Origin of the sequence: Pseudomonas sp. D4-21, assembly GCF_051132125.1 — a bacterium.
Lineage (GTDB): Bacteria > Pseudomonadota > Gammaproteobacteria > Pseudomonadales > Pseudomonadaceae > Aquipseudomonas.
The window spans coordinates 3694255-3718610 of record NZ_CP071664.1 but is presented as its reverse complement, the minus strand read 5'-3'; the positions used below and the strand labels follow the sequence as shown (position 1 = coordinate 3718610).

The 24356-nt window shown below is 61.5% G+C and carries 19 protein-coding genes and 1 other RNA gene; 9 read left to right on the top strand and 11 right to left on the bottom strand.

The window, feature by feature from the left end; translation table 11 throughout:
* The first annotated feature begins 1 nt into the window (after position 1).
* The 5 genes from smc to ffs all read left to right on the top strand — a co-directional run bounded on the left by smc (position 2) and on the right by ffs (position 8631).
* Positions 2–3490, top strand: a complete 3489-nt coding sequence (gene smc, locus J3Q04_RS16565; protein ID WP_434610508.1) for a chromosome segregation protein SMC — start codon at positions 2–4, stop codon at positions 3488–3490.
* Positions 3491–3748: 258 nt separating this feature from the next.
* Positions 3749–4594, top strand: a complete 846-nt coding sequence (gene zipA / locus J3Q04_RS16560; RefSeq protein ID WP_434610511.1) for a cell division protein ZipA — start codon at positions 3749–3751, stop codon at positions 4592–4594.
* A gap of 137 nt (positions 4595–4731) precedes the next feature.
* On the top strand, positions 4732–7089 hold the full coding sequence (gene ligA, locus J3Q04_RS16555; RefSeq protein ID WP_434610513.1) for an NAD-dependent DNA ligase LigA: 2358 nt from the start codon (positions 4732–4734) through the stop codon (positions 7087–7089).
* Between the two features lie 124 nt (positions 7090–7213).
* On the top strand, positions 7214–8374 hold the full coding sequence (locus J3Q04_RS16550; protein ID WP_420764724.1) for a zinc-binding metallopeptidase family protein: 1161 nt from the start codon (positions 7214–7216) through the stop codon (positions 8372–8374).
* A 160-nt stretch (positions 8375–8534) separates the two neighbouring features.
* An RNA gene (gene ffs / locus J3Q04_RS16545) (signal recognition particle sRNA small type) lies at positions 8535–8631 on the top strand.
* A 132-nt stretch (positions 8632–8763) separates the two neighbouring features.
* Here ffs and J3Q04_RS16540 read toward each other — a convergent pair.
* A complete protein-coding gene (locus J3Q04_RS16540; protein WP_434610515.1) occupies positions 8764–9531 on the bottom strand; it encodes a substrate-binding periplasmic protein in 768 nt (255 codons plus the stop codon).
* 143 nt (positions 9532–9674) lie between these two features.
* Between J3Q04_RS16540 and dnaX the strand changes: the two genes are divergently transcribed.
* The 4 genes from dnaX to recR all read left to right on the top strand — a co-directional run bounded on the left by dnaX (position 9675) and on the right by recR (position 14076).
* Positions 9675–11756: a DNA polymerase III subunit gamma/tau gene (gene dnaX, locus J3Q04_RS16535; protein ID WP_434610518.1), complete on the top strand. Its 2082-nt coding sequence runs from the start codon at positions 9675–9677 to the stop codon at positions 11754–11756.
* Positions 11757–11820: 64 nt separating this feature from the next.
* Positions 11821–12159 (top strand): YbaB/EbfC family nucleoid-associated protein, encoded by a 339-nt coding sequence (locus tag J3Q04_RS16530; protein ID WP_003183512.1) that lies wholly within the window; start codon positions 11821–11823, stop codon positions 12157–12159.
* A 219-nt stretch (positions 12160–12378) separates the two neighbouring features.
* Entirely contained in the window at positions 12379–13407 is a 1029-nt protein-coding gene (locus tag J3Q04_RS16525) for an NADP-dependent oxidoreductase (protein WP_434610520.1), read from the top strand.
* Between the two features lie 66 nt (positions 13408–13473).
* Entirely contained in the window at positions 13474–14076 is a 603-nt protein-coding gene (gene recR / locus J3Q04_RS16520; RefSeq protein ID WP_181286939.1) for a recombination mediator RecR, read from the top strand.
* Positions 14077–14206: 130 nt separating this feature from the next.
* On the opposite strand, the gene J3Q04_RS16515 is transcribed toward recR, so the two are convergent.
* The 10 genes from J3Q04_RS16515 to J3Q04_RS16470 form a co-directional block, all read right to left on the bottom strand.
* Entirely contained in the window at positions 14207–14755 is a 549-nt protein-coding gene (locus J3Q04_RS16515) for an adenine phosphoribosyltransferase (protein ID WP_434610522.1), read from the bottom strand.
* Between the two features lie 75 nt (positions 14756–14830).
* Positions 14831–15565 carry a fumarate/nitrate reduction transcriptional regulator Fnr gene (gene fnr, locus J3Q04_RS16510; protein ID WP_420764719.1) on the bottom strand — a complete coding sequence of 245 codons (735 nt, stop codon included), beginning with the start codon at positions 15563–15565 and terminating at the stop codon, positions 14831–14833.
* A gap of 94 nt (positions 15566–15659) precedes the next feature.
* Positions 15660–17042: an oxygen-independent coproporphyrinogen III oxidase gene (gene hemN / locus J3Q04_RS16505; protein ID WP_434610524.1), complete on the bottom strand. Its 1383-nt coding sequence runs from the start codon at positions 17040–17042 to the stop codon at positions 15660–15662.
* Positions 17043–17160: 118 nt separating this feature from the next.
* A complete protein-coding gene (locus J3Q04_RS16500) occupies positions 17161–17844 on the bottom strand; it encodes a sulfite exporter TauE/SafE family protein (protein WP_434610526.1) in 684 nt (227 codons plus the stop codon).
* Complete coding sequence (gene ccoS / locus J3Q04_RS16495; protein ID WP_420764716.1) at positions 17837–18055, bottom strand: cbb3-type cytochrome oxidase assembly protein CcoS; 219 nt, start codon at positions 18053–18055, stop codon at positions 17837–17839. The genes J3Q04_RS16500 and ccoS overlap by 8 nt, the downstream gene beginning before the upstream one ends.
* Positions 18056–18079: 24 nt before the next feature.
* Positions 18080–20530 (bottom strand): heavy metal translocating P-type ATPase, encoded by a 2451-nt coding sequence (locus J3Q04_RS16490; protein ID WP_434610528.1) that lies wholly within the window; start codon positions 20528–20530, stop codon positions 18080–18082.
* Between the two features lie 20 nt (positions 20531–20550).
* The gene (locus J3Q04_RS16485; RefSeq protein ID WP_420764714.1) at positions 20551–21090 is read right to left on the bottom strand and encodes a FixH family protein; all 540 of its coding nucleotides are present in this window, start codon (positions 21088–21090) and stop codon (positions 20551–20553) included.
* 11 nt (positions 21091–21101) lie between these two features.
* Entirely contained in the window at positions 21102–22517 is a 1416-nt protein-coding gene (gene ccoG / locus J3Q04_RS16480; RefSeq protein WP_434610530.1) for a cytochrome c oxidase accessory protein CcoG, read from the bottom strand.
* A gap of 357 nt (positions 22518–22874) precedes the next feature.
* Positions 22875–23345 carry a hypothetical protein gene (locus J3Q04_RS16475; protein WP_434610532.1) on the bottom strand — a complete coding sequence of 157 codons (471 nt, stop codon included), beginning with the start codon at positions 23343–23345 and terminating at the stop codon, positions 22875–22877.
* 496 nt (positions 23346–23841) lie between these two features.
* Positions 23842–24201, bottom strand: a complete 360-nt coding sequence (locus J3Q04_RS16470; RefSeq protein ID WP_434563246.1) for a DUF6124 family protein — start codon at positions 24199–24201, stop codon at positions 23842–23844.
* Positions 24202–24356: the final 155 nt, after the last annotated feature.

Genomic DNA, 24356 nt, shown 5'->3' with positions numbered 1-24356 from the left:
CGTGCGACTCAAGTGCATCAAGCTGGCGGGGTTCAAATCCTTCGTCGACCCGACGACGGTGAACTTCCCCAGCAACATGGCGGCGGTGGTCGGGCCCAATGGTTGCGGCAAGTCGAACATCATCGACGCCGTGCGCTGGGTGATGGGCGAAAGCTCGGCCAAGAACCTGCGCGGCGAGTCGATGACCGACGTCATCTTCAACGGCTCCACCAGCCGCAAGCCAGTGAGCCAGGCCAGCATCGAACTGGTGTTCGATAATTCCGATGGCACCCTCATCGGCGAATACGCGGCCTACGCGGAAATCTCCATCCGCCGCAAAGTGACCCGTGACAGCCAGAACAGCTATTTCCTCAACGGCGCCAAATGCCGTCGCCGGGACATCACCGACATCTTCCTTGGCACCGGCCTGGGACCGCGCAGCTATTCGATCATCGAGCAGGGCATGATCTCCAAGCTGATCGAGGCCAAGCCCGAAGACCTGCGCAACTTCATCGAAGAAGCCGCCGGTATCTCCAAATACAAGGAACGGCGTCGCGAGACCGAGAACCGCATCCGCCGTACCCACGAAAACCTCGCGCGTCTGACTGACCTGCGTGAAGAACTCGAGCGCCAGCTCGAACGCCTGCATCGCCAGGCCGAGGCGGCAAAGAAATACCAGGAATACAAAGCCGAAGAGCGCCAGCTCAAGGCCCAACTGTCGGCCCTGCGCTGGCAGGCGTTGAACGAACAGGTGGGCCAGCGCGAGGCGATCATCGGCAACCAGGAAGTCAGCTTCGAAGCGTTGGTCGCCGAGCAGCGCAACGCCGATGCCGCCATCGAGCGCCTGCGCGACGGGCACCATGAACTTTCCGAGCGCTTCAACCTGGTGCAAGGGCGCTTCTATTCCGTGGGAGGCGACATTGCCAGGGTCGAGCAAAGCATCCAGCACGGCCAGCAGCGCCTGCGCCAGTTGCAGGAAGATTTGAAGGAGGCTGAGCGCGCACGCCTGGAAACCGAATCCCACCTGGGCCACGATCGCACCTTGTTGCTGACCCTCGGCGAGGAGCTGGAGCGGCTCACGCCGGAGCAGGAACTCACCAGCGCCGCCGCCGAAGAGGCAGCCGCAGCCCTGGAAGAAGCCGAGTTGACCATGCATGGTTGGCAAGAGCAGTGGGACAGTTTCAACCTGACCTCGGCCGAGCCGCGGCGCCAGGCAGAAGTCCAGCAGTCGCGCATCCAGCAGTTGGAAACCAGCATGGAGCGCCTGGCCGAACGTCAGCGTCGCCTGTCTGAAGAGCGCGCCTTGCTCGCCGCGGATCCGGAAGACGCCGCGATTCTGGAGCTGAGCGAGCAACTGGCGACCAGCGAAGCCACCCTCGAAGACCTGCAGGCCAGCGAAGATGCCCAGGTCGAACGCCTTGAACAACTGCGCCAAGCCTTGCAGCTGGCCTTGCAGAACCAGCAACAGGCCCAGGGCGAATTGCAGCGACTCAACGGTCGGCTGGCCTCGCTGGAGGCCTTGCAGCAAGCCGCGTTGGACCCAGGCACCGGCACCGCCGAATGGCTGCGCGACCAGCACCTGGCCGAGCGCCCGCGCCTGGCCGAAGGTTTGAAGGTCGATGCCGGCTGGGAACTGGCGGTGGAAACCGTGCTGGGCGCCGATCTGCAAGCAGTGCTGGTGGATGATTTCGCTGGGTTCGATCTTTCCGGTTTCAGCCAGGGCGATCTGCGCCTGCTCAGCCCGGCCGGCGACGGCGTGCGGGTGCCAGGCAGTCTGTTGGACAAGGTCGAAGCCCAGGTCGACCTGTCGCCTTGGCTGGGGCAGGTCAAGCCGGTGGACAGCCTCGAGCACGCCTTGGCCTTGCGTGGGCAATTGGCAGCCGGCGAAAGCCTGATCAGCCGCGACGGGTATTGGGTCGGGCGGCATTTCCTGCGGGTTCGCCGGGCCTCTGAAGCCGAGAGCGGCATGCTCGCCCGAGGCCAGGAAATCCAGCGCCTGGCCGCCGAGCGCGAAGAGCGCGAGGCCAGCGTCGAAGCCCTGGAAACCGAACTACAGAACCTGCGGGCGCAACAGCGCCAACAGGAAAACGGCCGCGAACACCTGCGTCGGCTGTTGCAAGATGAAGCACGCCAGCAGGGCGAACTGAAGGCGCAGCTGTCTGCCGGCAAGGCCAAGGTCGAACAATTGGCCCTGCGTCGTACCCGTCTTGACGAAGAAATCGCCGAGTTGGGCGAGCAGCGGGCGTTGGAACACGAACAGATCGGCGAGGCGCGCCTGCAATTGCAAGAAGCCCTTGATGCGATGGCGGTGGATACCGAACAGCGTGAATTGCTGCTGGCCCAGCGCGACAGCCTGCGTGAACGCCTGGACCGCGTGCGCCAGGAAGCGCGCCAGCACAAAGACCATGCCCATCAGCTGGCGGTACGCCTGGGCTCGCTCAGGGCCCAGCACGATTCCACACGCCAGGCCTTGGAACGTCTGGAAATGCAGTCCGAGCGCCTGACCGAAAAGCGTGAGCAGTTGAGCCTCAACCTGGAAGAGGGCGAGGCGCCACTGGAAGAACTGCGCCTCAAGCTCGAAGAGTTGCTCGACAAACGCATGAGCGTCGACGAAGAACTCAAGACTGCACAGATTGCCCTGGAGGATGCCGACCGCGAACTGCGCGACGCTGAGAAGCGCCGCAGCCAGGCCGAGCAGCAATCGCAGCTGATCCGTGGCCAGATGGAGCAGCAGCGCATGGAGTGGCAGGCCTTGACGGTGCGGCGCAAAGCCTTGCAGGACCAATTGCTGGAAGACGGCTACGACCTCGACGGCGTGCTCGCCACCCTGGTGGCCGGGGCGAACGAAAAGGACGCCGAGGAAGAACTTGAACGCATCGCCCAGCGCATCCAGCGCCTGGGGGCAATCAACCTGGCGGCCATCGACGAGTACCAGCAGCAGTCAGAGCGCAAGCGTTACCTGGACGCTCAGAACGACGATCTGGCGGAGGCGCTGGAGACCCTGGAAAACGTCATCCGCAAAATCGACAAGGAAACCCGCAACCGCTTCAAGGATACCTTTGATCAGATCAACGGCGGTTTGCAGGCGCTTTTCCCAAAAGTTTTCGGTGGCGGTAGCGCCTACTTGGAACTGACGGGCGAAGATCTACTCGATACAGGGGTGACAATCATGGCGCGTCCTCCCGGCAAGAAGAACAGCACCATCCATTTGCTCTCCGGCGGCGAAAAAGCGCTGACGGCGCTGGCTCTGGTCTTTGCCATTTTCAAACTGAACCCGGCGCCGTTCTGCATGCTCGATGAGGTCGACGCACCACTGGACGACGCCAACGTCGGCCGTTACGCACGGCTGGTGAAGGAAATGTCCGAAACGGTGCAGTTCATCTACATCACCCACAACAAGATCGCCATGGAAATGGCCGACCAGTTGATGGGCGTGACCATGCATGAGCCGGGGTGTTCGCGGCTGGTGGCGGTGGATGTGGAGGAGGCCATGGCCATGGTGGACGCCTGAACAAAGGCTCGCAGGGCTTATGTTTTGAACGCTGTAGGGTTTTTTTACCCTTGGGGCTGATGTTCAATTCACAGATTGGGCACAAGCCTATGCGACAGACGGTGTAAAGTTATCTTTGGTCGTGCTAGTTTAATGTCAATTTTTCGTATGCGTGGGCAAAACGCCATTCAGAACATAGAGTTGGCGCCACGTTTTAAAGCGGTTTGCAAATAGCTAAGCCCCTTATTTTTCAGCATTTTTATAGAGGCACGGGATTAAATGGAAATCGGTCTGCGCGAGTGGCTGATCGTCATCGGCATCATTGTCATTGCCGGTATTCTTTTCGACGGCTGGCGTCGCATGCGCGGCGGCAAGGGCAAACTCAAGTTTCGCCTGGATCGCAGCCTGTCGAACCTCCCCGATGAGGATGACAGCGCCGAGCTGTTGGGCCCGCCCCGGGTGCTGGACACCCACAAGGAGCCGCAGCTGGACGAACACGATTTGCCGTCCATGAGCGCGCCTGCCCGTGAGCCACGGGAGTCGGGTTCCAAGCGCGGCAAGCGCAACAGCGAACCGTCCCAGGGTGATTTGAACCTGAACCTCGACCTCGATGGCGGGCCGAGCTTCAACAGCCGTGACGGTGATTTCCCGGACGAGAGCAAGTCATCCAGCGGCGACAGGGAACAGGCCCAGGCCGAAGAAGTGCTGGTGATCAGCGTGATCTGCCGCGACCCGGCCGGCTTCAAGGGCCCTGCGCTGTTGCAGAACATCCTGGAAAGCGGCCTGCGTTTTGGCGAGATGGACATCTTCCATCGCCACGAAAGCATGGCAGGCAATGGCGAGGTGTTGTTCTCCATGGCCAACGCCGTCAAGCCTGGCGTGTTCGACCTGGACGACATCGATCATTTCAGCACGCCGGCGGTGAGCTTCTTTCTGGGCCTGCCAGGCCCGCGTCATCCCAAGCAGGCTTTCGACGTGATGGTGGCCGCTGCGCGCAAGCTGGCCCAGGAGCTCAACGGCGAATTGAAGGACGACCAACGCAGCGTGCTGACGGCCCAGACCATCGAGCACTACCGCCAGCGCATTGTCGAATTCGAACGCCGCGCGCTGACCCAGAAGCGTTGAGCGATGAGACCGGCTCCCCTTGGTTGGAGAGCCTCTTGTGGCGAGGGAGCTTGCTCCCGCTGGGGTGCGAAGTACCCCTCAACGTCTTGAGAAAATTGAGCAGCCCAGGCTGCTCTTTTGCTTTATGAGAGAACACCATGAGCGCCGTCGAAACCCGCATCCTAGAGCTGCGCACCGAGCTGGACCAGCATAATTACCGCTATCACGTCCTCGATGAACCTTCCATTCCGGACGCCGAATACGATCGTCTTTTCCATGAGCTCAAAGCCTTGGAAGAACAACACCCGGAGCTGGTGACGAGCGATTCCCCGACCCAGCGAGTCGGCAGCGTGGCGCTGTCGGCCTTCAGCCAGGTGCGTCACGAAATCCCGATGCTCAGCCTGGGCAACGTGTTCGACGAAACCACTTTGCGCGAGTTCGACCGGCGAGTGACCGAAGGCCTCGACCTGCCCATGGACGATTTGCTCGGCGGCGGCGCGGCGGTGGAATACAGTTGCGAGCCGAAGCTCGATGGCCTGGCGGTCAGCCTGTTGTATCAAGACGGCATGCTGGTGCGCGGCGCGACGCGCGGTGACGGCACCACGGGCGAAGACATCAGCGTCAACGTGCGCACCGTGCGCAACATTCCTCTCAAGTTGCAAGGCAGCGGCTGGCCACCGGTGCTGGAGGTGCGCGGCGAGGTGTACATGTCCAAGGCCGGTTTCGAGCGCTTGAACGCCACCCAGCTGGAGGCGGGCGGCAAGACGTTCGCCAACCCCCGCAACGCTGCCGCGGGCAGCCTGCGCCAGTTGGACTCCCGGATCACCGCCAATCGTCCCCTTGAGTTTTGCTGCTATGGCATCGGCCAGGTGACGTCGGACATCGCCGATACCCACATTGGCAATCTCAAACAACTCAAGGCTTGGGGCATGCCCATCAGCCGCGAGCTGAAGCTGGCCCACGGCATCGACGAATGCCTGGATTACTACCGTGACATTGGTGAGCGGCGCAGTTCGCTGCCCTACGAAATCGACGGCGTGGTGTTCAAGGTCAACAGCATCGCGTCACAGCGCGAACTGGGTTTTCGCGCGCGGGAGCCTCGCTGGGCTATCGCTCACAAATTCCCTGCCAGCGAAGAGCTTACCGAACTGCTGGACGTCGAGTTCCAGGTCGGCCGCACCGGCGCCGTCACGCCCGTGGCGCGGCTCAAGCCGGTCAAGGTGGCTGGCGTGACGGTGGCCAACGCCACGTTGCACAACATGGACGAGGTGGCGCGCCTGGGCCTGATGATCGGCGACACGGTGATCATTCGCCGAGCCGGTGATGTCATCCCGCAAGTGGTGCAAGTCGTCACCGAGCGTCGTCCAGCCAATGCCCGTCCGGTGGCAGTGCCGCAGCAATGTCCGGTTTGCGGTTCCCACGTCGAACGCACGCAACTGATCAAGCGCAGCAAGGGCCGTGAAACCGTCAGCGAAGGCGCGGTGTACCGCTGCGTCGGTCGCCTGGCCTGTGGCGCGCAGCTCAAGCAGGCAATCATTCATTTTGTCTCGCGCCGGGCCATGGATATCGAAGGGCTGGGCGAGAAGAGCGTCGAACAATTGGTGGACGAAGGCCTGGTGGGCTCGCCGGCGGATCTGTATGCGCTGACGTTCGAGCAGATCGTCGACCTGGAAGGCTTCGCCGAGCTGTCGAGCAGGAACCTGCTGTCAGCGATTGTCGACAGCAAGAGGCCGAGCCTGGCGCGTTTTATCTACGCCCTCGGCATTCCCGACGTGGGCGAGGAGACCGCCAAGGTCCTGGCCCGCTCCCTCGGTTCACTGGAGCGCGTGCAGGCGGCGCTGCCGCAGGTGCTGACGTACCTGCCGGATGTCGGCCTGGAAGTTGCCCACGAGATCCACAGCTTCTTCGAAGACCCGCACAATCGCCAGGTCATCAAGGATCTGCTGCGCCATGGCCTGGAGATCCAGGACCAGGGCGAACTGAGCGCGGAATTTTCCGCCAGTACTACCCTGGGAGGCTTCCTCGACAAGCTGCACATTCCTTCGGTCGGGCCGGGCGGCGCGCAGAAACTGGCGGACAAGTTCGGTTCCCTCGAAGCCGTCATGGATGCCGACTGGCTGGACATGCGCCAGGCGTTGCCGGAAAAGCAGGCAAACGCCGTGCGCGAATTCTTCGCCATCGCCGCCAATCGTGAACAGGCCTTGGCTGCCGAGCAGCAACTGCGGGATTTCGGCATGCACTGGCGGAGCGAGAAGAAGGTTGTCGAGGGCTTGCCTGAAGCGGGGCACACCTGGGTCCTGACCGGTTCGCTGGAGCTGATGAGTCGCGATGTCGCCAAGGACAAGCTGGAAAGCCTGGGGGCGAAGGTGGCCGGTTCCGTGTCGGCGAAAACCCACTGCGTGGTGGCCGGGCCGGGCGCTGGATCGAAATTGACCAAAGCCAATGAACTGGGGCTCAAGGTGCTCGACGAACAAGCGTTTGTCGAGTTCTTGACAGGGCATGGCGTCGCGCTCTGAGGCTTGGCTTTTGTGGCGGGGGCGCAAGCTCCCTCGCCACGGTTATCGGGGTCATGACACAGCGTTTTGGAACGATCATGGGCATCAGGTGATCTAGTCTTGCAGGCTCCTGGGAGAGATCGCCATGTACCGCTTTTTCGAACAACTGAGCTCACGCATCGCCGCGCCGTTCCTGGGTGATCGGTCACGCAACAGCAAAGTCTGGCCGTGCCGCTGCGGCCAGTCATTGTTCTTTCGCAACAGCCAATGCCTGGCGTGCCTGGCGGCGTTGGGGTATCAGCCGGAGCAGAGCCGCCTTTCGTCCCTTCAGCCCGGCGAGCAACCTGATACCTGGCTCCTGGACGTCGACCCGCAGGCCGGACTGTTTCGCCGCTGCGCCAATCTCGACACCCCGGCGGCGTGCAATTGGCTGTTGCCAGCCAACGGGCACGACACACTGTGCATCGCCTGCAGCCTGAATCGCACGATTCCTGACCTCTCGATCCCGGAAAACCCCGAGCGCTGGCGCAAGGTCGAAACCGCCAAGCGCCGCCTCGTGGCGCAACTGATTACCCTCGGCTTGCCGGTCATCCCCAAGAGCGCCGACGAAAACATCGGCCTGGCCTTTGATTTCATCGGCGTCGACCCCGACGGGAAACCGCCGACGACCGGGCACGCCAGCGGCCTTATCACCCTGGACATCAAGGAAGCCGACGATGCTCACCGCGAGCACGTGCGGCAGCAGATGCACGAGCCGTATCGGACCTTGCTCGGGCATTTTCGCCACGAGGTCGGCCATTATTTCTGGGACCGGCTGGTTGCCGACAGTCACTGGCTGGAGCCGTTTCGCGCCTTGTTCGGCGATGAGCGCGCAAGCTACTCCGAGGCGTTGGAGCGGCATTATCAACAAGGCGCGCCACTGGATTGGCAGGCCCGTTACGTCAGCGCCTACGCCACCATGCACCCGTGGGAGGACTGGGCTGAAACCTGGGCCCATTACCTGCACATGATGGACGCCGTCGACACGGCGCTCGGCTTCGGCATGAGTGCGCGGGAAATGGATTTCGATTACCAGCCATTTCCTCCCGAAACCCTGTTCGACCCCGAGCACGCGGGCGGCAAGGCGTTCCTTTCATTCGTCAACGCCTGGATCGAACTGGCCGGAATGCTCAACGAACTCTCGCGCAGCATGGGCCAGCCGGATTTCTACCCATTCGTCGTACCGGCGGCAGTAATCACCAAGCTGCATTTCATCCATCTGGTGATCCAGGAGGAGGGTGGCCGGGCGGATGAGGTGCTGTTGTAGGTTCTATCTGAATGGCCGAGGCGATTGCGAAAGAGGTTCTTCCCATAGCAAGTACTTGAACCTCATGGATTTTTTTAATCCGACACGAACGGTTGTAACTTCTTGTCAGATAGGTACAATGGCGCGGCTCGCCGCAAGGCGGGCGTCGTTATGGTGACCCCATCGGTCCCCCCGCAACGATTACCCGTGAACCTGGTCAGATCCGGAAGGAAGCAGCCACAGCGGGAACATTGTGTGCCGGGGTGTGGCTGGTGGGGTTGCCTCCTTAACGCCCCCAGGCCTTCGTTCGCAAGGTTTGCCAGATACCTTCCTGTTCTGCGATATCACGCTCGTGCCGATGGCTGACGAATCCACAGGGCGCCACCACAGCGCCAGGCCCGGCCCGTTGATCATGGAGACGCATCGCCGTCCCGCAACCCTTCGTTGCGGCCAGTATAAAGCTGGATGATCGCGTCGATTTCCCCGGATCTCTTCATGTTCGACAAGGTACGCAGGATGCGCTGTGCGGGAATCTTCGGATCATTGCGCACATAGCAGCTCAACTGTTGTTCCTGCAGGACAGCGACTTGGCGCAGCTGTCGGTCAGCGCTGTGACGCTGGTTGAACCAGTCCAGCGCCCATTGGTTGCTGACCGCATAGCGGTATCGCCGGGCCAGCAGTTTCGCCAGCACCTGATCCTGGCTGCGGGCGTCGTCGCGCCGCAGGTGGCCACTGTCGAACAATGGCTGCAGGGTGGGGTAGCTGTAGCTCAGCACGGTGCCGATGGACTGTTGTGTGAGTGCCGACGGCGTGATGGCAGCGGGAGCGCCGGGCGAACCGACAAGCACATCGCGCTGGAAGAACAGCGGGACGCTCCAGAGATAATCGCCCCCAACATCCTTCACCCAATCAGGCGAGACATAACAGCGCATGTCTATTTCGCCCTGCTCCATGGCGCTGTCCAGCCGCGCGCGGGCCAGGACATGGAATTGCGCAGGCATGCCCACCTGGGTCGCCAGGCTGGTCATGACGTCCGGCAGAATGCCCTGGGTCGGGCGGCCTCTGTCGATCTGCACCATGGGCATGGCCCAGCCATCGGTGACGGCAAAACGCAAGGGAACCTCATCAGCGAAACACCCCGTCCCCAACAACAGCAAAGCCCCCATGGCCGAACGCATAAACTCTCCTGACTGTACAAAAAACTGTCGACAACCGAGCTGCTGAACCTAGCTTAGCCAGATTAGACGAGCGCACCGGATGCAATTTCGTCCCTGCTCCGCTAGCATTAGCCGCTTATGTTCCTTCGTTGCGACGGTTTTCGATGAGTTATCAGGTTCTTGCACGTAAATGGCGTCCGCGCTCGTTCCGCGAAATGGTCGGCCAGACCCATGTGCTCAAGGCTCTGATCAACGCCTTGGACAGCCAGCGGCTGCACCATGCCTATCTGTTCACCGGTACCCGCGGCGTGGGCAAGACCACCATTGCGCGGATCATCGCCAAGTGCGTGAACTGTGAAACCGGTATTACGTCGACGCCTTGCGGCGAATGTTCTGTCTGCCGGGAAATCGACGAAGGTCGTTTCGTCGACCTGATCGAAATCGACGCCGCCAGCCGCACCAAGGTCGAGGATACCCGCGAGCTGCTCGACAACGTGCAGTACGCCCCGAGCCGTGGGCGCTTCAAGGTCTACCTGATCGACGAAGTGCACATGCTCTCCAGCCATTCCTTCAATGCGCTGCTCAAGACCCTCGAAGAACCGCCGCCCTACGTCAAATTCATCCTGGCGACCACCGATCCGCAGAAACTTCCCGCAACGATTTTGTCGCGCTGCTTGCAGTTCTCTCTGAAGAACATGACGCCGGAACGGGTCGTCGAGCACCTGACCCATGTGCTAGGTGTGGAGAACGTGCCGTTCGAGGACGATGCGCTGTGGCTGCTGGGACGAGCCGCCGACGGTTCGATGCGTGACGCCATGAGCCTGACCGACCAGGCCATTGCCTTCGGCGAAGGCAAGGTCATGGCCGCCGAGGTGCGCGCCATGCTGGGCACCCTCGATCACGGCCAGGTCTACGACGTTTTGACTGCGCTGATCGAAGGGGACGCAAAGGCATTGCTCGAAGCGGTGCGTCACCTGGCCGAGCAGGGGCCGGACTGGAATGGCGTGCTCTCGGAGATTCTCAACGTGCTGCACCGTGTCGCCATCGCCCAGGCCTTGCCCGAGGGGGTCGACAACGGCCATGGCGACCGGGACCGCGTGTTGGCTTTGGCCCAGGCGCTGCCGGCCGAAGACGTACAGTTTTATTACCAGATGGGCCTGATCGGCCGTCGCGACCTGCCACTGGCACCGGATCCGCGCGGCGGCTTCGAGATGGTGCTGCTGCGAATGCTTGCGTTCCGGCCGGCCGATACCGCGGACGCGCCGAGACAAGCGCTAAAGCCAGTGGGGATCAGCCAGGCCACAGCTGATTCCGCCAAGCCAGTGGCTGCCACGCCCGTTGTTGCGTCGGCAGCGGCTCCTGCTCCTACGGCGGTGGCGCCCGCAGCCCAGCCGATTCCGGCCCCGGCGCCTGTTGTCGTCACGCCTGAGCCAGAGCCCGAACCGGTCATCGAGGCGCTCCCCGAGCCCGTCGCCGAAGAAGTCATCGACCTGCCTTGGAACGACCCGGTCGAGCCGCAAGTTGTCCAGCAACCCGCCGTCGAGCCCGTTTTGGAAACCATCGCCGAGCAGCCCGAGTTGCCGCCGATGCCCCTGCCGACACCCGACAGCGTGGTGCCCGATGCACCCGAGTGGGTGGCTGCGCCAATGCCGGAGCCGACGGTGGCCGACGTCGAGGTCGCGACGCCGGGCATCGATCTGGACGATGAGCCGCCGCTGGACGAGGACTACATCGAGCCGGACATCGATTCGGCCTACAGCTACCTGGACGACCTGGCCAGCGAACATGCCGCCGAACCGGCACCGGAGCCAGAACCTGAACCGGCGGCAATGCCCGCCACTGGGCTGGCCCTGCAATGGCTGGAGCTGTTCCCCAAGCTGCAGATCAGTGGCATGACCGGTAGCATCGCCGCCAACTGCACCTTGATCTCGGTCGAGGGCGACCATTGGCTGCTGCACCTGGATCCGGCCCACAGCGCGCTGTTCAACGCAACCCAACAGCGTCGCCTCAACGATGCGCTGAACCAGTACCACCAGCGCACTCTCACGTTGACCATCGAGCTGATCAAGCCCGAGCAGGAAACCCCGGCCCAGGCCGCGTCCCGGCGCCGCGCCGACCGTCAGCGCGAAGCCGAGGAATCGATCCAGAACGATCCGTTCATCCAACAGATGATGCAACAGTTCGGCGCCGTGGTCCGTCACGATACTATCGAACCTGTCGAGGCCCCGGTCACCCAGGGCTCATAACTGAAGGCGCCGGGCCGGGCAGGCCGGGCGCGTTGTTTATCCAAGTACTTTCGAGGTGATTACCATGATGAAAGGTGGCATGGCCGGCCTGATGAAGCAGGCGCAGCAGATGCAGGAAAAAATGGCCAAGATGCAGGAAGAGCTGGCCAACGCTGAAGTCACCGGCAAATCCGGTGGCGACATGGTGACGGTGGTCATGACCGGTCGCCACGATATCAAGCGCGTCAGCATCGACCCGAGCGTGGTCGAAGGCCTGAGCGAAGACGACAAGGAAATGCTCGAAGCCCTGTTCGCCGCCGCCGTCAACGACGCAGTGCGCAAGATCGAAGCGAACAGCCAGGACAAGATGTCCGGCATGACCGCTGGCATGCAGCTGCCGCCGGGCATGAAACTGCCGTTCTGATTCGCCATCGCGCTCGGGATGGGCTACACACAATGCCAGGCATCGCGCCTGGCATTTTTGTTTCTGGCAGGAGCAATGGGGTCTCTGTTCGACTGCTTTCGTCGGAACGCCGTCCGGAGCAGGCTGCACCGTGCTATCCCGGCATAAACATCGAACGCGCCCCCAAGGCAATGGTCTGCTCCCTATACGTGTACGCTCAACGAACTAGGAGACGCCTCCATGTCATCGATTTCCAATCAGCGCATCGTGCTGGCCTCGCGCCCCCAAGGTGCGCCAACCCCTGAAAACTTTCGACTTGAACACGTGACGTTGCCCGATCTGGCCGAAGGACAAATCCTGCTCAAGACGCTCTTCCTGTCACTGGACCCTTACATGCGCGGGCGCATGAGTGACGCGCCTTCCTACGCTGCGCCGGTGCAGATCGATGAGGTGATGACCGGTGGTGCCGTCAGCCGCGTAGAGCGCTCGATGCATCCGAAATTCCAAGAGGGTGATCTGGTGGTGGGGGCCACGGGTTGGCAGAGCCACTGCATCAGCGATGGCCGCGATGTCATTCCGATCCCTTCCGGCTTGCCCAGCCCCTCGATGGCGCTGGGGGTGTTGGGGATGCCGGGCATGACGGCCTACATGGGGTTGATGGACATTGGCCAGCCCAAGGCCGGGGAAACCCTGGTCGTGGCGGCGGCGTCGGGCGCCGTGGGCTCCGTGGTTGGCCAGGTGGCGAAGATCAAGGGCTTGCGGGTGGTGGGGGTGGCCGGCGGTGGCGAAAAATGCAAGTACGTGGTCGATGAGCTGGGTTTCGACGCCTGTATTGACCATAAAAGCGCGAATTTCGCCGAAGAGCTTGCCAGGGCTTGCGATCAAGGTATCGATATCTATTACGAAAACGTCGGCGGCAAGGTCTTCGATGCGGTCGTGCCGCTGCTCAACGCCAAGGCGCGCGTCCCGCTTTGCGGCTTGATCGCATCCTACAATGATCATCAGCCGCCAATTGGCCCGGATCGCCTGCCGCAACTACAACGCACGCTGTTGACCAAGCGCGTGCGCATCCAGGGTTTCATCGTGTTCGATGACTACGGTGACCGCCAGCCGGAATTCATCAGCGCCATGGCGCCTTGGGTGCGCGATGGCAAGGTCAAGTTCCGCGAGGACGTGGTCGATGGTCTTGAAAATGCGCCCCAGGCTTTCATCGGCATGTTGGAGGGGCGAAATTTCGGCAAGTTGGTGGTGCGAGTAGCGCGCGATTGAGTATTTGACGCTAATCGGAGGCGCGGGTATAAACCGCGTCTCGTTGTTATGTCGGACGTTTCCCCCATGAGCTTCAGCCCTTTGATCCGCCAACTGATCGATGCCCTGCGAACCTTGCCAGGCGTGGGTCAGAAAACCGCCCAGCGCATGGCGTTGCAACTGCTCGAGCGTGATCGCAGCGGCGGCTCGCGCCTGGCCCAGGCGTTGAGCCAGGCCATGGAAGGTGTCGGGCATTGTCGCCAGTGTCGCACCCTGACCGAGGACGATCTTTGCCCGCAATGCGCCGACCCGCGACGGGACGACAGCCTGCTCTGCGTGGTCGAGGGGCCTATGGATGTCTATGCGGTGGAGCAGACCGGCTTTCGCGGCCGTTACTTTGTGCTCAAGGGGCACCTGTCACCGCTCGACGGCCTGGGGCCTGAAGCCATCGGCATCCCGCAGTTGATGGCGCGGATCGAGGAGGCGGGCACGTTTACCGAAGTCATCCTCGCCACCAACCCGACGGTCGAAGGCGAAGCCACTGCGCATTACATCGCCCAACTGCTCAGCAATAAAGGCCTGGTCGCCTCCCGCATCGCCCATGGCGTGCCGTTGGGTGGGGAGCTTGAGTTGGTGGACGGCGGGACGCTGGCGCATTCGTTTGCCGGGCGCAAGCCAATCGCGTTGTAGCCGCAACACGAATCCCTTGTGGGAGCGAGCCTGCTCGCGATAGCGGTGTGTCAGCCAGTATAGGTATCGACAGATCTACCGCCATCGCGAGCAGGCTCGCTCCCACAATGGGTTATGTGATTTGGCCAGGTTATTTTTCGCTGAGGGAGAACTGCGTCAGGCAGAACGTCGGGATGCCCATGTCTTCCAGGCGCTGGGAGCCGAGCAGTTCCGGCAAGTCGATGATCGCCGCGGCTTCATGGACCCTGGCGCCCATGCGGCGGATCAGGTTGGCGGCGGCGATCAACGTTCCGCCAGTGGCGATCAGGTCATCGAACATCACCACCGAATCCCCTTCGCACAGGCTGTCGGCGTGCACTTCAAGAAAGGCTTCGCCGTACTCGGTCTGGTAACCCTCGGCCAGTACGTCGGCTGGCAGCTTGCCCTGTTTGCGAAACAACACCAGCGGCTTGTTCAACTGATAGGCCAGGATCGAGCCGATCAGGAAGCCCCGGGCATCCATCGCGCCAATGTGCGTGAAATCGGCCTCGACATAGCGATGGGCGAAGCTGTCCATGACCAGCCGCAGGGCAGTGGGCGACTGGAACAGCGGAGTGATATCGCGAAAGATCACGCCTGGCTTGGGGAAGTCGATCACGGGGCGGATCAGGGATTTGATGTCGAAGGAGTCGAAGACCATCGTCGAGGTGTCCTGGCTGGCTGCAAACGCGGCAGTATAGCGCGACGGGGCGAAAGCCTCAGCCGCGCGAGCGCATCAGCCTTCGACCGAGCCGCCGGCCAGGGCGCAGAGCTGGATCGGGTCGAGAATATGAATTTCCTTGCCTTCGGCTGCGATCAACGCGTTCTGTTGGAAGCGGGTGAACACCCTGGACACGGTTTCCACGGCCAGGCCCAGGTAGTTGCCCATTTCATTGCGTGACATGCTCAAGCGAAACTGATTGGCCGAAAACCCGCGGGCACGAAAACGCGCCGAGAGATTGACCAGGAACGTGGCGATGCGTTCGTCCGCGGTTTTCTTCGAAAGCAACAGCATCATTTGCTGGTCGTCACGAATTTCCCGGCTCATCACCCGCATCAATTGTCGACGCAGTTGCGGCAGCTGCACCGCCAGCTCATCGAGACGATCAAAAGGAATTTCGCACACCGAAGTCGTCTCCAGTGCCTGGGCCGAGACCGGGTGGGTCTCGGTGTCCATGCCCGACAGGCCCACAAGCTCGCTGGGCAGATGGAAACCGGTGAGCTGCTCTTCGCCACCGTCGCTCAGGTTGAACGTCTTCAGGGCGCCCGAGCGCACTGCGTAAACCGAGTCGAAGCCATCGCCCTGGCGAAACAGGAACTCACCTTTTTTCAGCGGCCGTCCCCGTTTGACGATGTCATCCAGCGCGTCCATGTCCTCCAGATTCAACGAAAGTGGCAGGCATAGAGGGGCCAGGCTGCAATCCTTGCAATGGGCCTGGCTGTGAGCGCGGGATTTGACTGGCTCGGACATTTCTTAAATCCTTGTGGGAAAACACACATAAGACGTAAGGGTAACCCAGCGCACAAACTCCGGCCAGTGCGGTGTCCCCGTCAAAGTGTCGCGCTCAGATGACCCGGGAAAAACGTTGGCGGTTTTGTTGCTGCAGATAGCCGTCGAAGACCATGCAGACAGAACGCACCAGCAGGCGCCCCGCAGGCAGTACGTTGATATGGGTCTGCGTCAATTCGAGCAGCCCATCGGCTGCCATCGTCTGTAGTTGCGGCCATAAAGAGCCAAAATAACCGCGCAAGTCGACATTGAAGTCTCGCTCTATCTCGGCGAACGCCAGCGAGAAATGGCAGATCAACTGCTGGATCACGGCGCGTCGCAAACGGTCGTCGGCGTTGCACACCAGCCCGCGGCTGGTTGCCAGTTGCCCGTCGGCAAGGGTGTTCTGGTAGTGGGTCAGGTCGCTGCTGTTCTGGCAGTACAAATCGCCGACCTGGCTGATGGCTGACACGCCGAGGCCGATCAGGTCGCAATGCCCATGGGTGGTGTAGCCTTGGAAGTTGCGCTGCAGGGTCGCTTCTTCTTGGGCGATCGCCAGTTCGTCGTCGGGGAGGGCGAAGTGGTCCATGCCGATGTAGCGATAACCGGCGGCGGTCAGCTGTTCGATGGTGCCTTGCAGCATGGCCAGTTTCTGCACCGGGGTAGGCAGGTCCTGGCCATCGATCCGCCGCTGCGGCATGAAGCGCTCCGGCAGGTGGGCGTAATTGAAAACCGAGAGACGGTCCGGTTGCAGGCTGATGACTTCTTCGACCGTGCGAGCGAAGTTTTCCGGCGTTTGTTTGGGCAAGCCATAGATCAGGTCGATGTTGATCGAGCGGAACTGCAAGGTCCGGGCGGCTTCGATCACCGCCCGGGTTTCTTCCAGGCTCTGCAGGCGATTGACGGCTCGCTGCACGGCAGGGTCGAGGTCTTGCAGGCCGATGCTGACCCGGTTGAAGCCCAGCTCCCGCAGCAGGCCCATGGTTGACCAGTCGGCCTCCCGTGGATCGATTTCGATGCCGTAGTCGCCGGAATCGTCGTCCACCAGATTCATATGCTTGCGCAGGCTGGCCATGAGTTGGCGCAGCTCGTCGTGGCTCAGGAACGTCGGCGTGCCACCGCCCAGGTGCAGTTGTTCCACGCGCTGGGAGGGGGCCAGATGGCAGCCGATCAGTTGGATTTCCTGCTCCAGGCGTCGCAGGTAGGTGTGGGCACGACCGCGATCTTTGGTAATGACTTTATTGCAGGCGCAGTAGTAGCAGATGTTCGCGCAAAACGGCACGTGCACGTACAGCGACAGTGGCCTGTGTGCCTTGCGGCTGTCGCGCAGGGCGTGGAGCAGGTCGAAGGTGCCCACCTGGCCGGCGAACTGTGCCGCAGTAGGATAAGAGGTGTAGCGTGGTCCCGCCAGGTCGTAGCGGCGGATGAGGTCTGAGTCCCAACGGATGGCGTCGAGCATGCGGGCGTTCCCCGGATAGGCTGGCATGGTCGCGAGTCTAGGGGGGCGTGGAAAAGGGCGTGTTGATTTGCGTCAACAGCGAATGAGTGTGGTCGATGATGGCCTCATCGCGACTCGGTCAATGGCCCATGAGCCAATGCTGATGCGGCCCCGGCAGTGTCCAGATGCCGAAGACGATCACCAACAACCCACCGGTCATGCGCACGCTGCGTTTACGCAACAGGGCGGTGACACGCTCGGCCGCCAGGCCAGTGGCGAGGAGCACCGGCCAGGTACCCAGGCCGAAGGCGAGCATCAATAGCGCGCTGTCCAGCGCATTGCCCTGGCTGGCGGACCAGAGAAGGGTGCTGTAGACCAACCCGCATGGCAGCCACCCCCACAGCGCGCCGAGCAGCAAGGCCCGTGGCAGGCTTGATACCGGCAGCAGGCGGTTGGCGACGGGTTGGATGTGTCGCCACAAGCCCCGGCCGATCCCCTCGATACGGGTCAGGCCGCTCCACCATCCGGCGAGATACAGGCCCATGGCGATCAGCAGCAGACCGGCCAGCACCCGCATGATCATCGCCGCCGGGCTGTTGGCGACGGCCCAGCCGGCCAGTCCGATCAGCAAGCCCGCCGTGGCGTAACTCAGGATCCGCCCCAGGTTGTACGCCAGCAATAATCGAAAACGCCGGCTGCGCTGTTCTTTGGGAATCGCCAGGGTGAGGGCGCCCATCAGACCGCCGCACATGCCCAGGCAGTGGCCGCCGCCGAGCAGGCCGAGGATAACGGCCGATATCAACAGCGGCGCCAGATCAAGCATGGGGCGGCGCCTTGTCGTCCGGTTTCTGGGCCTCGCCGCTTGCTTCTTCCACCGCGGCCTTATGATTCGGGTCTTGTTCGTCGAACAGGATGCTGTGGGCCGGGCCGTCGAGGTCGTCGTATTGGCCGCTGTCCACGGCCCAGAAGAATATGTAGACGGCGATCGCTACGATCAGCAGCGCGGCCGGAATCATTACGTAAAGAGCTGGCATGTCGGACCTCCATGCCCGCGCGGCTCAGGCCGGCTGCGGACGGGTATCGGGCGTGGCATCAAGAACCTGCACCTTGGGTTGGCGGGTCAGCCTCAGCGCGTTCAAGACCACTGTCAGCGAACTGATGGACATGCCGGCCGCAGCCCACACGGGAGTGATCCAGCCAAGGGCGGCGAACGGCAACATGAGGCCATTGTACAGCCCCGCCCAGACCAGGTTCTCGATGATGACCCGACGGGTGCGCCGGGCGAGGCTGAAGGCGTGAACCAGGGCCTCGAGGCGGTTGGACAGCAGTACCGCGTCGGCGCTGGTCTTGGCCAGGTCGGTGGCCGAGCCCATGGCGACGCTGATATCCGCCGCTGCCAGTACCGGCACATCGTTCACGCCGTCGCCGAGCACCAGCACCTTGCGGCCCTGTTGACGCAACTGCTGCAGCACGGCCAGCTTGTCATCCGGGCGCAGACCGCCGCGAGCCTCATCGATGCCCAGTCCGGCGGCAACGCTGGCGACCATCGGCGAGCTGTCGCCCGACAGCAAGAGCGTGCGCCAGCCCCGCGCCTTGCAGGCCGCGACAAGGACCGGGGCATCCGTACGCAGACGGTCGTCGAGGACAATCCAGGCCAGCGGCCCGGCATCATCCCCCAGCAACAGCCATTGCCCAGGTTCGTCCGGCATCACCGGTACGGTGGCGCCACTCGGGTCGCAGACAAAGCCGGGATGGCCGATGCGCAATCGCTGTTCCCCCACCAAGCCCTCAAGCCCAAGTCCCGGAAAACTCTGCACATTCTCAGCGGCCAGTGGCGCCCGGCCGAAGGCGCGGGCAATCGGGTGTTCGGAGCGATTCTCCAAGGCGGCGGCCAAGGCCAGGCACTGATCGCTGTCGAGCGCCGCCAGGGGGCGGATGGCGCGCAACGCCAAGCGGCCTTCGGTAAGGGTGCCGGTCTTGTCGAAAATCACCGTGTCGATCTGGTTCAGGCCTTCCAACACATGGCCGCGGGTCAGCAACAAACCGAGTTTGTGCAGGGTGCCGGTGGCAGCGGTGAGTGCGGTTGGCGTCGCCAGGGACAGCGCGCAAGGGCAGGTCGCGACGAGCATCGCCAGGACGATCCAGAAAGCGCGCGAAGCATCGAGATGCCACCACAACAGGCCGATGGCGGAGGCGGCAACCAGAGAGAACAGCAGGAACCATTGGGCGGCGCGGTCGGCAATTTCCGCCAGGCGCGGCTTCTCGCCTTGGGCGCGTTCCAGCAGGCGCACGATGGCGGACAAACGAGTGTCCTGCCCCAAGGCCAATACCTGAACGGTCAGCGCGCCCTCGACGTTCAGCGTGCCCGCCGTGACTGCATCGCCGGCCTGGCGGGGTTGCGGCAGGTATTCACCGGTCAGCAGCGATTCGTCGACGCTGGACTGCCCTTCGAGAATCCTGCCGTCGGCGGGCAGGATAGCCCCGGGCTGCACCAGCACCCGGTCGCCCGTATGCAGTTCGCTAAGCAGGATGCGCTCGCTCTGGCCGTCATCCGCCAGGCGCAGGCACGAGGCCGGCAACAGGTTCACCAATTGGGCGGTGGCCGCAGCGGTGCGTTCCCGAGCCCGGCGTTCCAGGTAGCGGCCGGCCAGCAGGAACAGGGCGAACATGCCGACGGCATCGAAATACAACTCGCCGACACCGGTAATGGAGGTCCAGATGCCGGCAATGTACGCGCCACCGATGGCCAGGGAGACTGAAACGTCCATCGTCAGGTGGCGAGTGCGCAGGTCACGCATGGCACCCTTGAAAAAAGGTGCGCAGCTGTAGAACACAATGGGCGTTGTCAGGAATAGCGCGACCCAGCGCAGGATGGTGTGCATCTCCGGGCTCAGGTCGATGTTGAATTCCGGCCAGGTGGCCATGGTCGCCATCATCGCCTGGAACCAAAGCAAGCCAGCCACGCCCAGCTGGCGCAGGGCCAGACGGTTTTGCGCGGCGAGCTGTTCGCAAGCCTGGTCGGCCTGGTACGGGTGCGCGGCGTAGCCGATCTGGCGCAATTGCGCGAGCAGGGTGCTCAGCGGCAATTGGGCGTCGGCCCAGCGGACGTGCAGGCGATGGTTGGACAGGTTCAGTCGCGCCTCGGCCACCGCCGGCAAAGCGCGCAGGTGCTTTTCGATCAGCCAGCCACAGGCGGCGCAACTGATGCCTTCCATCAGCAGGGTGGTTTCGCAAAGCTCGCCTTCATGGCGAACGAACGATTGCTGCACGTCAGGGCGATCGTACAGCGCCAGTTCTTCGGTCAGTTGCACCGGCAGGGACTGGGGGTTGGCCGATGCTTCACTGCGATGCTGGTAATAGCTTTCCAAACCGCCGGCCACAATCGCTTCGGCCACCGCCTGGCAACCCGGGCAGCACAGCTCGCGGGTTTCACCGAGGACAACGGCGGTGAAGCGACTGCCGGGCGGGACGGGCAGGGCGCAGTGGTAGCAGGGCCGTGGGGTGGTCATGGTTGCTGCATAAAAGCGGCTTATTTCTTCAGGTCTTCAGCGCCTTGCAGCGGTTCATCACCGAGCAAGATGGCCTGTTCGTGGTTGATCTGCTCTTCTTCGAACAAGCGCCAGGTCTTCTCGTTCTGTGCCCCCAGCAGTTCGACAAAGCGCCGGCCTTCGACCTTGTCTGCCAATTGGCCAACGTAGCGCCCAGGTTCGCTGTCGTTGCGGGTCAGGACGATCTTGCGGTCCTTCTCCGGCTGGGTGGGTGAGATCAGGCTCAGTTCGAGGGTCTGGGGACGGCTGTTGCCGTCCAGGCGCAGGTTGACTTCCCCGGTGAGGTCGTCCAGCTGCACATTGGCATGCAATTGCAGGGTCTGGGCCAGCAGTTCGCGCTCCAGGGAGCGGTTGATGCCTTTACCGGCTTCGTAGTAGTTGTCGTTGACCAGGTTATCCGGGTTGTTCACCGCGATGGTCACCATGGTCAGGCTCAGCGTTACCGAGCAGGCAAGGATACCGATGATGATCCACGGCCAGAGGTGCTTGTACCAAGGGCTGGTGGCAGTTGCTGCAGGCATGTTCATTTCTCTCAACGAGTCTGTGGGCCGATGAACCGGCTCTTGGCTTCAACATGGACGCTTTCGTCATCGGCATCCTTGAGGATGAAGGTCACCTCGTTGGTGCTCGATGGCAATTGTTCAGGTGCGCTGGACAACTCGACCGGCTGGCTGTAGATCTCGCCGGCGGCGACCTTGATTTCCCGTCGGCCTTCGAGCTTGAGATCAGGCAGGCCGGCGGCTTCCAGGACGTACGTATGGTCGCGTTGGTCCTTGTTCATGATCTTCAGGCTGTAGACGTTCTCGATCCGACCTTCGGCGTTCTCGCGGTACAGCACGCGGTCCTTGCTGACGTCGAAACCCACCAGCGAACGCATGAAAAACGCCGTTACCAGCAAGCTGATCATGGCCAGCAGCACCAAGGCGTAGCCGATCAGGCGCGGGCGCAGTTTATGGGTTTTTTGCCCCGAGAGGTTGTGTTCGGTGGTGTAGCTGATCAGCCCGCGCGGATAATCCATCTTGTCCATGATGTTGTCGCAGGCATCTATGCAGGCTGCGCAGCCGATACACTCGATCTGCAAGCCGTCGCGGATGTCGATGCCGGTGGGGCAGACCTGGACGCACATGGTGCAGTCGATGCAATCGCCGAGGCCCAGGGCCTTGTAATCGATGCCTTTCTTGCGCGGGCCACGGCTTTCACCGCGACGCGGGTCATAGGAAACGATCAAGGTGTCTTTGTCGAACATCACACTCTGGAAGCGGGCGTAAGGGCACATGTAGATGCACACTTGTTCACGCAGCCAGCCGGCATTGCCGTAAGTGGCCAAGGTGAAGAATCCGACCCAGAAATACGACCAGCCATCGGCCTGGCCGGTGAAGAACTCGAACACCAGTTCGCGGATCGGGGTGAAGTAACCGACGAAGGTCATGCCGGTGACGAAACCGATCAGTAGCCACAGGCTGTGCTTGGCGAATTTGCGCAGGAATTTATTGGTGCTCATGGACGTCTTGTCGAGCTTGATGCGCTGGTTGCGGTCGCCTTCGGTGACCTTTTCGCACCACATGAAGATCCAGGTCCAGACGCTTTGCGGGCAGGTGTAGCCGCACCAGACGCGCCCGGCATATACCGTGATGAAAAACAGGCCGAAGGCGGCGATGATCAGCATGCCGGAGAGGAGGATGAAGTCCTGGGGCCAGAAGGTTGCACCAAAAATAAAGAATTTGCGTTCAGGCAGGTTCCACCAGACGGCTTGGTGACCGCCCCAATTCAGCCAGACCGTGCCGAAATACAGCAGGAACAGAAACCCCCCGCCAACCATTCGCAGGTTGCGGAACAGGCCCGTGAAGGCGCGGGTGTAGATTTTCTCCCGAGAGGCGTACAGGTCGACGCTTTTGTTGGCGTCTTTGGCAGGCGGGGTAACGTCATGTACCGGAATCTGGTTGCTCATCAATTGCATCCCACGGCAGTGGAAAAATGCCGAGGCCAGTACGTGCCGACCACGGTCAGAAAGGGTGTTGCAGTGGCGCAATGATACGCCTGTCCCTCTGGCTCAAGGGTGCGACCTTTGGTCGCGTTGGGTGTCTGGGCCGAATGGTGTAGCGGATGTAACAAGTCATGACCTGGATCAATTGACTATAGACAGAGCATGGCATTGGCGGAGATTGGATGGGGGCGGCTTCGCCGCCCAGCGTGAACAAGCTCCCTCGTCAGGGGATCTGCGTTTCGCCTCAAATCTTGTGCTCAGCCAGCGTTCCGCGCTGCCTCTTTCTAGCTGGCATTCAGACGGATAATTTGATGGTTTATGTTATTGCGGTTTATGAAGCCAGGAAGAAAAGTCGGATATGTAAATTTCATCCAGCGTTAGCGTAGGCGGTATGTTTTCGATGCTGTCAGCTATCTCGTCATAAGGTGTTGGCAAGACGTAGCAGAAGCCAAAATCCTCGTTGAGGATTATGATGCCATTAAATATGCGCTGGCGTTCGGTCAGCTTCTTTATCTGGTCAAAAGGCATTCCTGTGGAAAGCGTATTTTGGTAAAGCCCTTTGTATCGCGCGTTGCAGCCGATTGAAAAAATTGTTCCGTCAGGAAGGGTCGAGAGGGTGAGCGTACTATCGATTACGTACGCTGTTCTAGTTTCACCGTCAGGTAGCGTGTAGCTCTTTATCTCGACTTTATGATGCTCATAGAGCTCATTCATGTAGGTCGAGATATTGTCTTGCAATAAAATGTTCGCAATTGAATGCTTGGATTTTATGTCGGCTGCAAAATCAATCATTTAAGTTCCACCGTTCATTAGCGTGCCGTTTACGTATACGGGTCAGTCTTTTATGAGGGTCATAATTTTTAAAGTCACTATGTCCAATCCTGCCGAATACAACATCTTCACCGGCTTTATTGACTTTATAGACCTTCCAATAATCATTTCCATGGACGTTGGGCTGGGTAGGGCTGCCGCCTGGATGGTAGTCAAGCTTGTAGGTGGCTCCGGATTTTGTACTGCGCACATACTGGACGTGCTGAATCGCATCTGGCCGAGGGCGTCGTAGGCGAAGCTCAGGGTTTGCACGTCGCCTTGCAGGTTGGTGAGGGCGGGTTACACGCTTGCTTTTGAGGTGTAGGCGATCCGTGGCGAGGGAGCTTGCTCCCGCTCGGCGGCGCAGCCGTCGTAAACCGGCTGATGCGGTGTGTCTGTAGGGATGCGCCGGTCTGTTTTGGGGCGGCTTCGCCACCCAGCGGGAGCAAGCTCCCTCGCCACGGAGGTGGTGTAGCAGCTAGCGTGGGTCGACGTTATCCAGTACACGGCTGGCCAGCATTGAACTCAGTTCGATCAATTGCTGGATGCCGAGGGCGATGTGGCGGCGGGGGCCTTCGAGGTCGAAGGCTAGGTTGCTGATCATCGCGTCAGCGGATGCCAGGTTTTCGCTGAGGTTAGCGAGCAGGCATTCGTTGTCGGCGTTTTTTGCCACGATGAAGAGCAGGTCCGGTTTGGATGCATCTTCGGACTTTTCCGGTTTCGGTAGCAGGTAGTAATCCAAGGCGCGCTTTTCTGCTTCGTCTTGTTTCTTCGTTTTGGATTGAGTGGACGCAGAGATGCGCTCTGTTTCGGGGGGATTCGGTGTAATTTTGAACATGGTGCAGCTCCTTTCGTAAGAGGAACCATCACCGTCTGCCGCCAAGCAGGTGGGGTGACGGGTTACGCAAGGTTGGCGGACCGGCACGAAAGGAACCCGGCATCCCCGAAGGGATCCTTGCGCAACCCGCCATAACATAGGAGTGCCAAATGCCA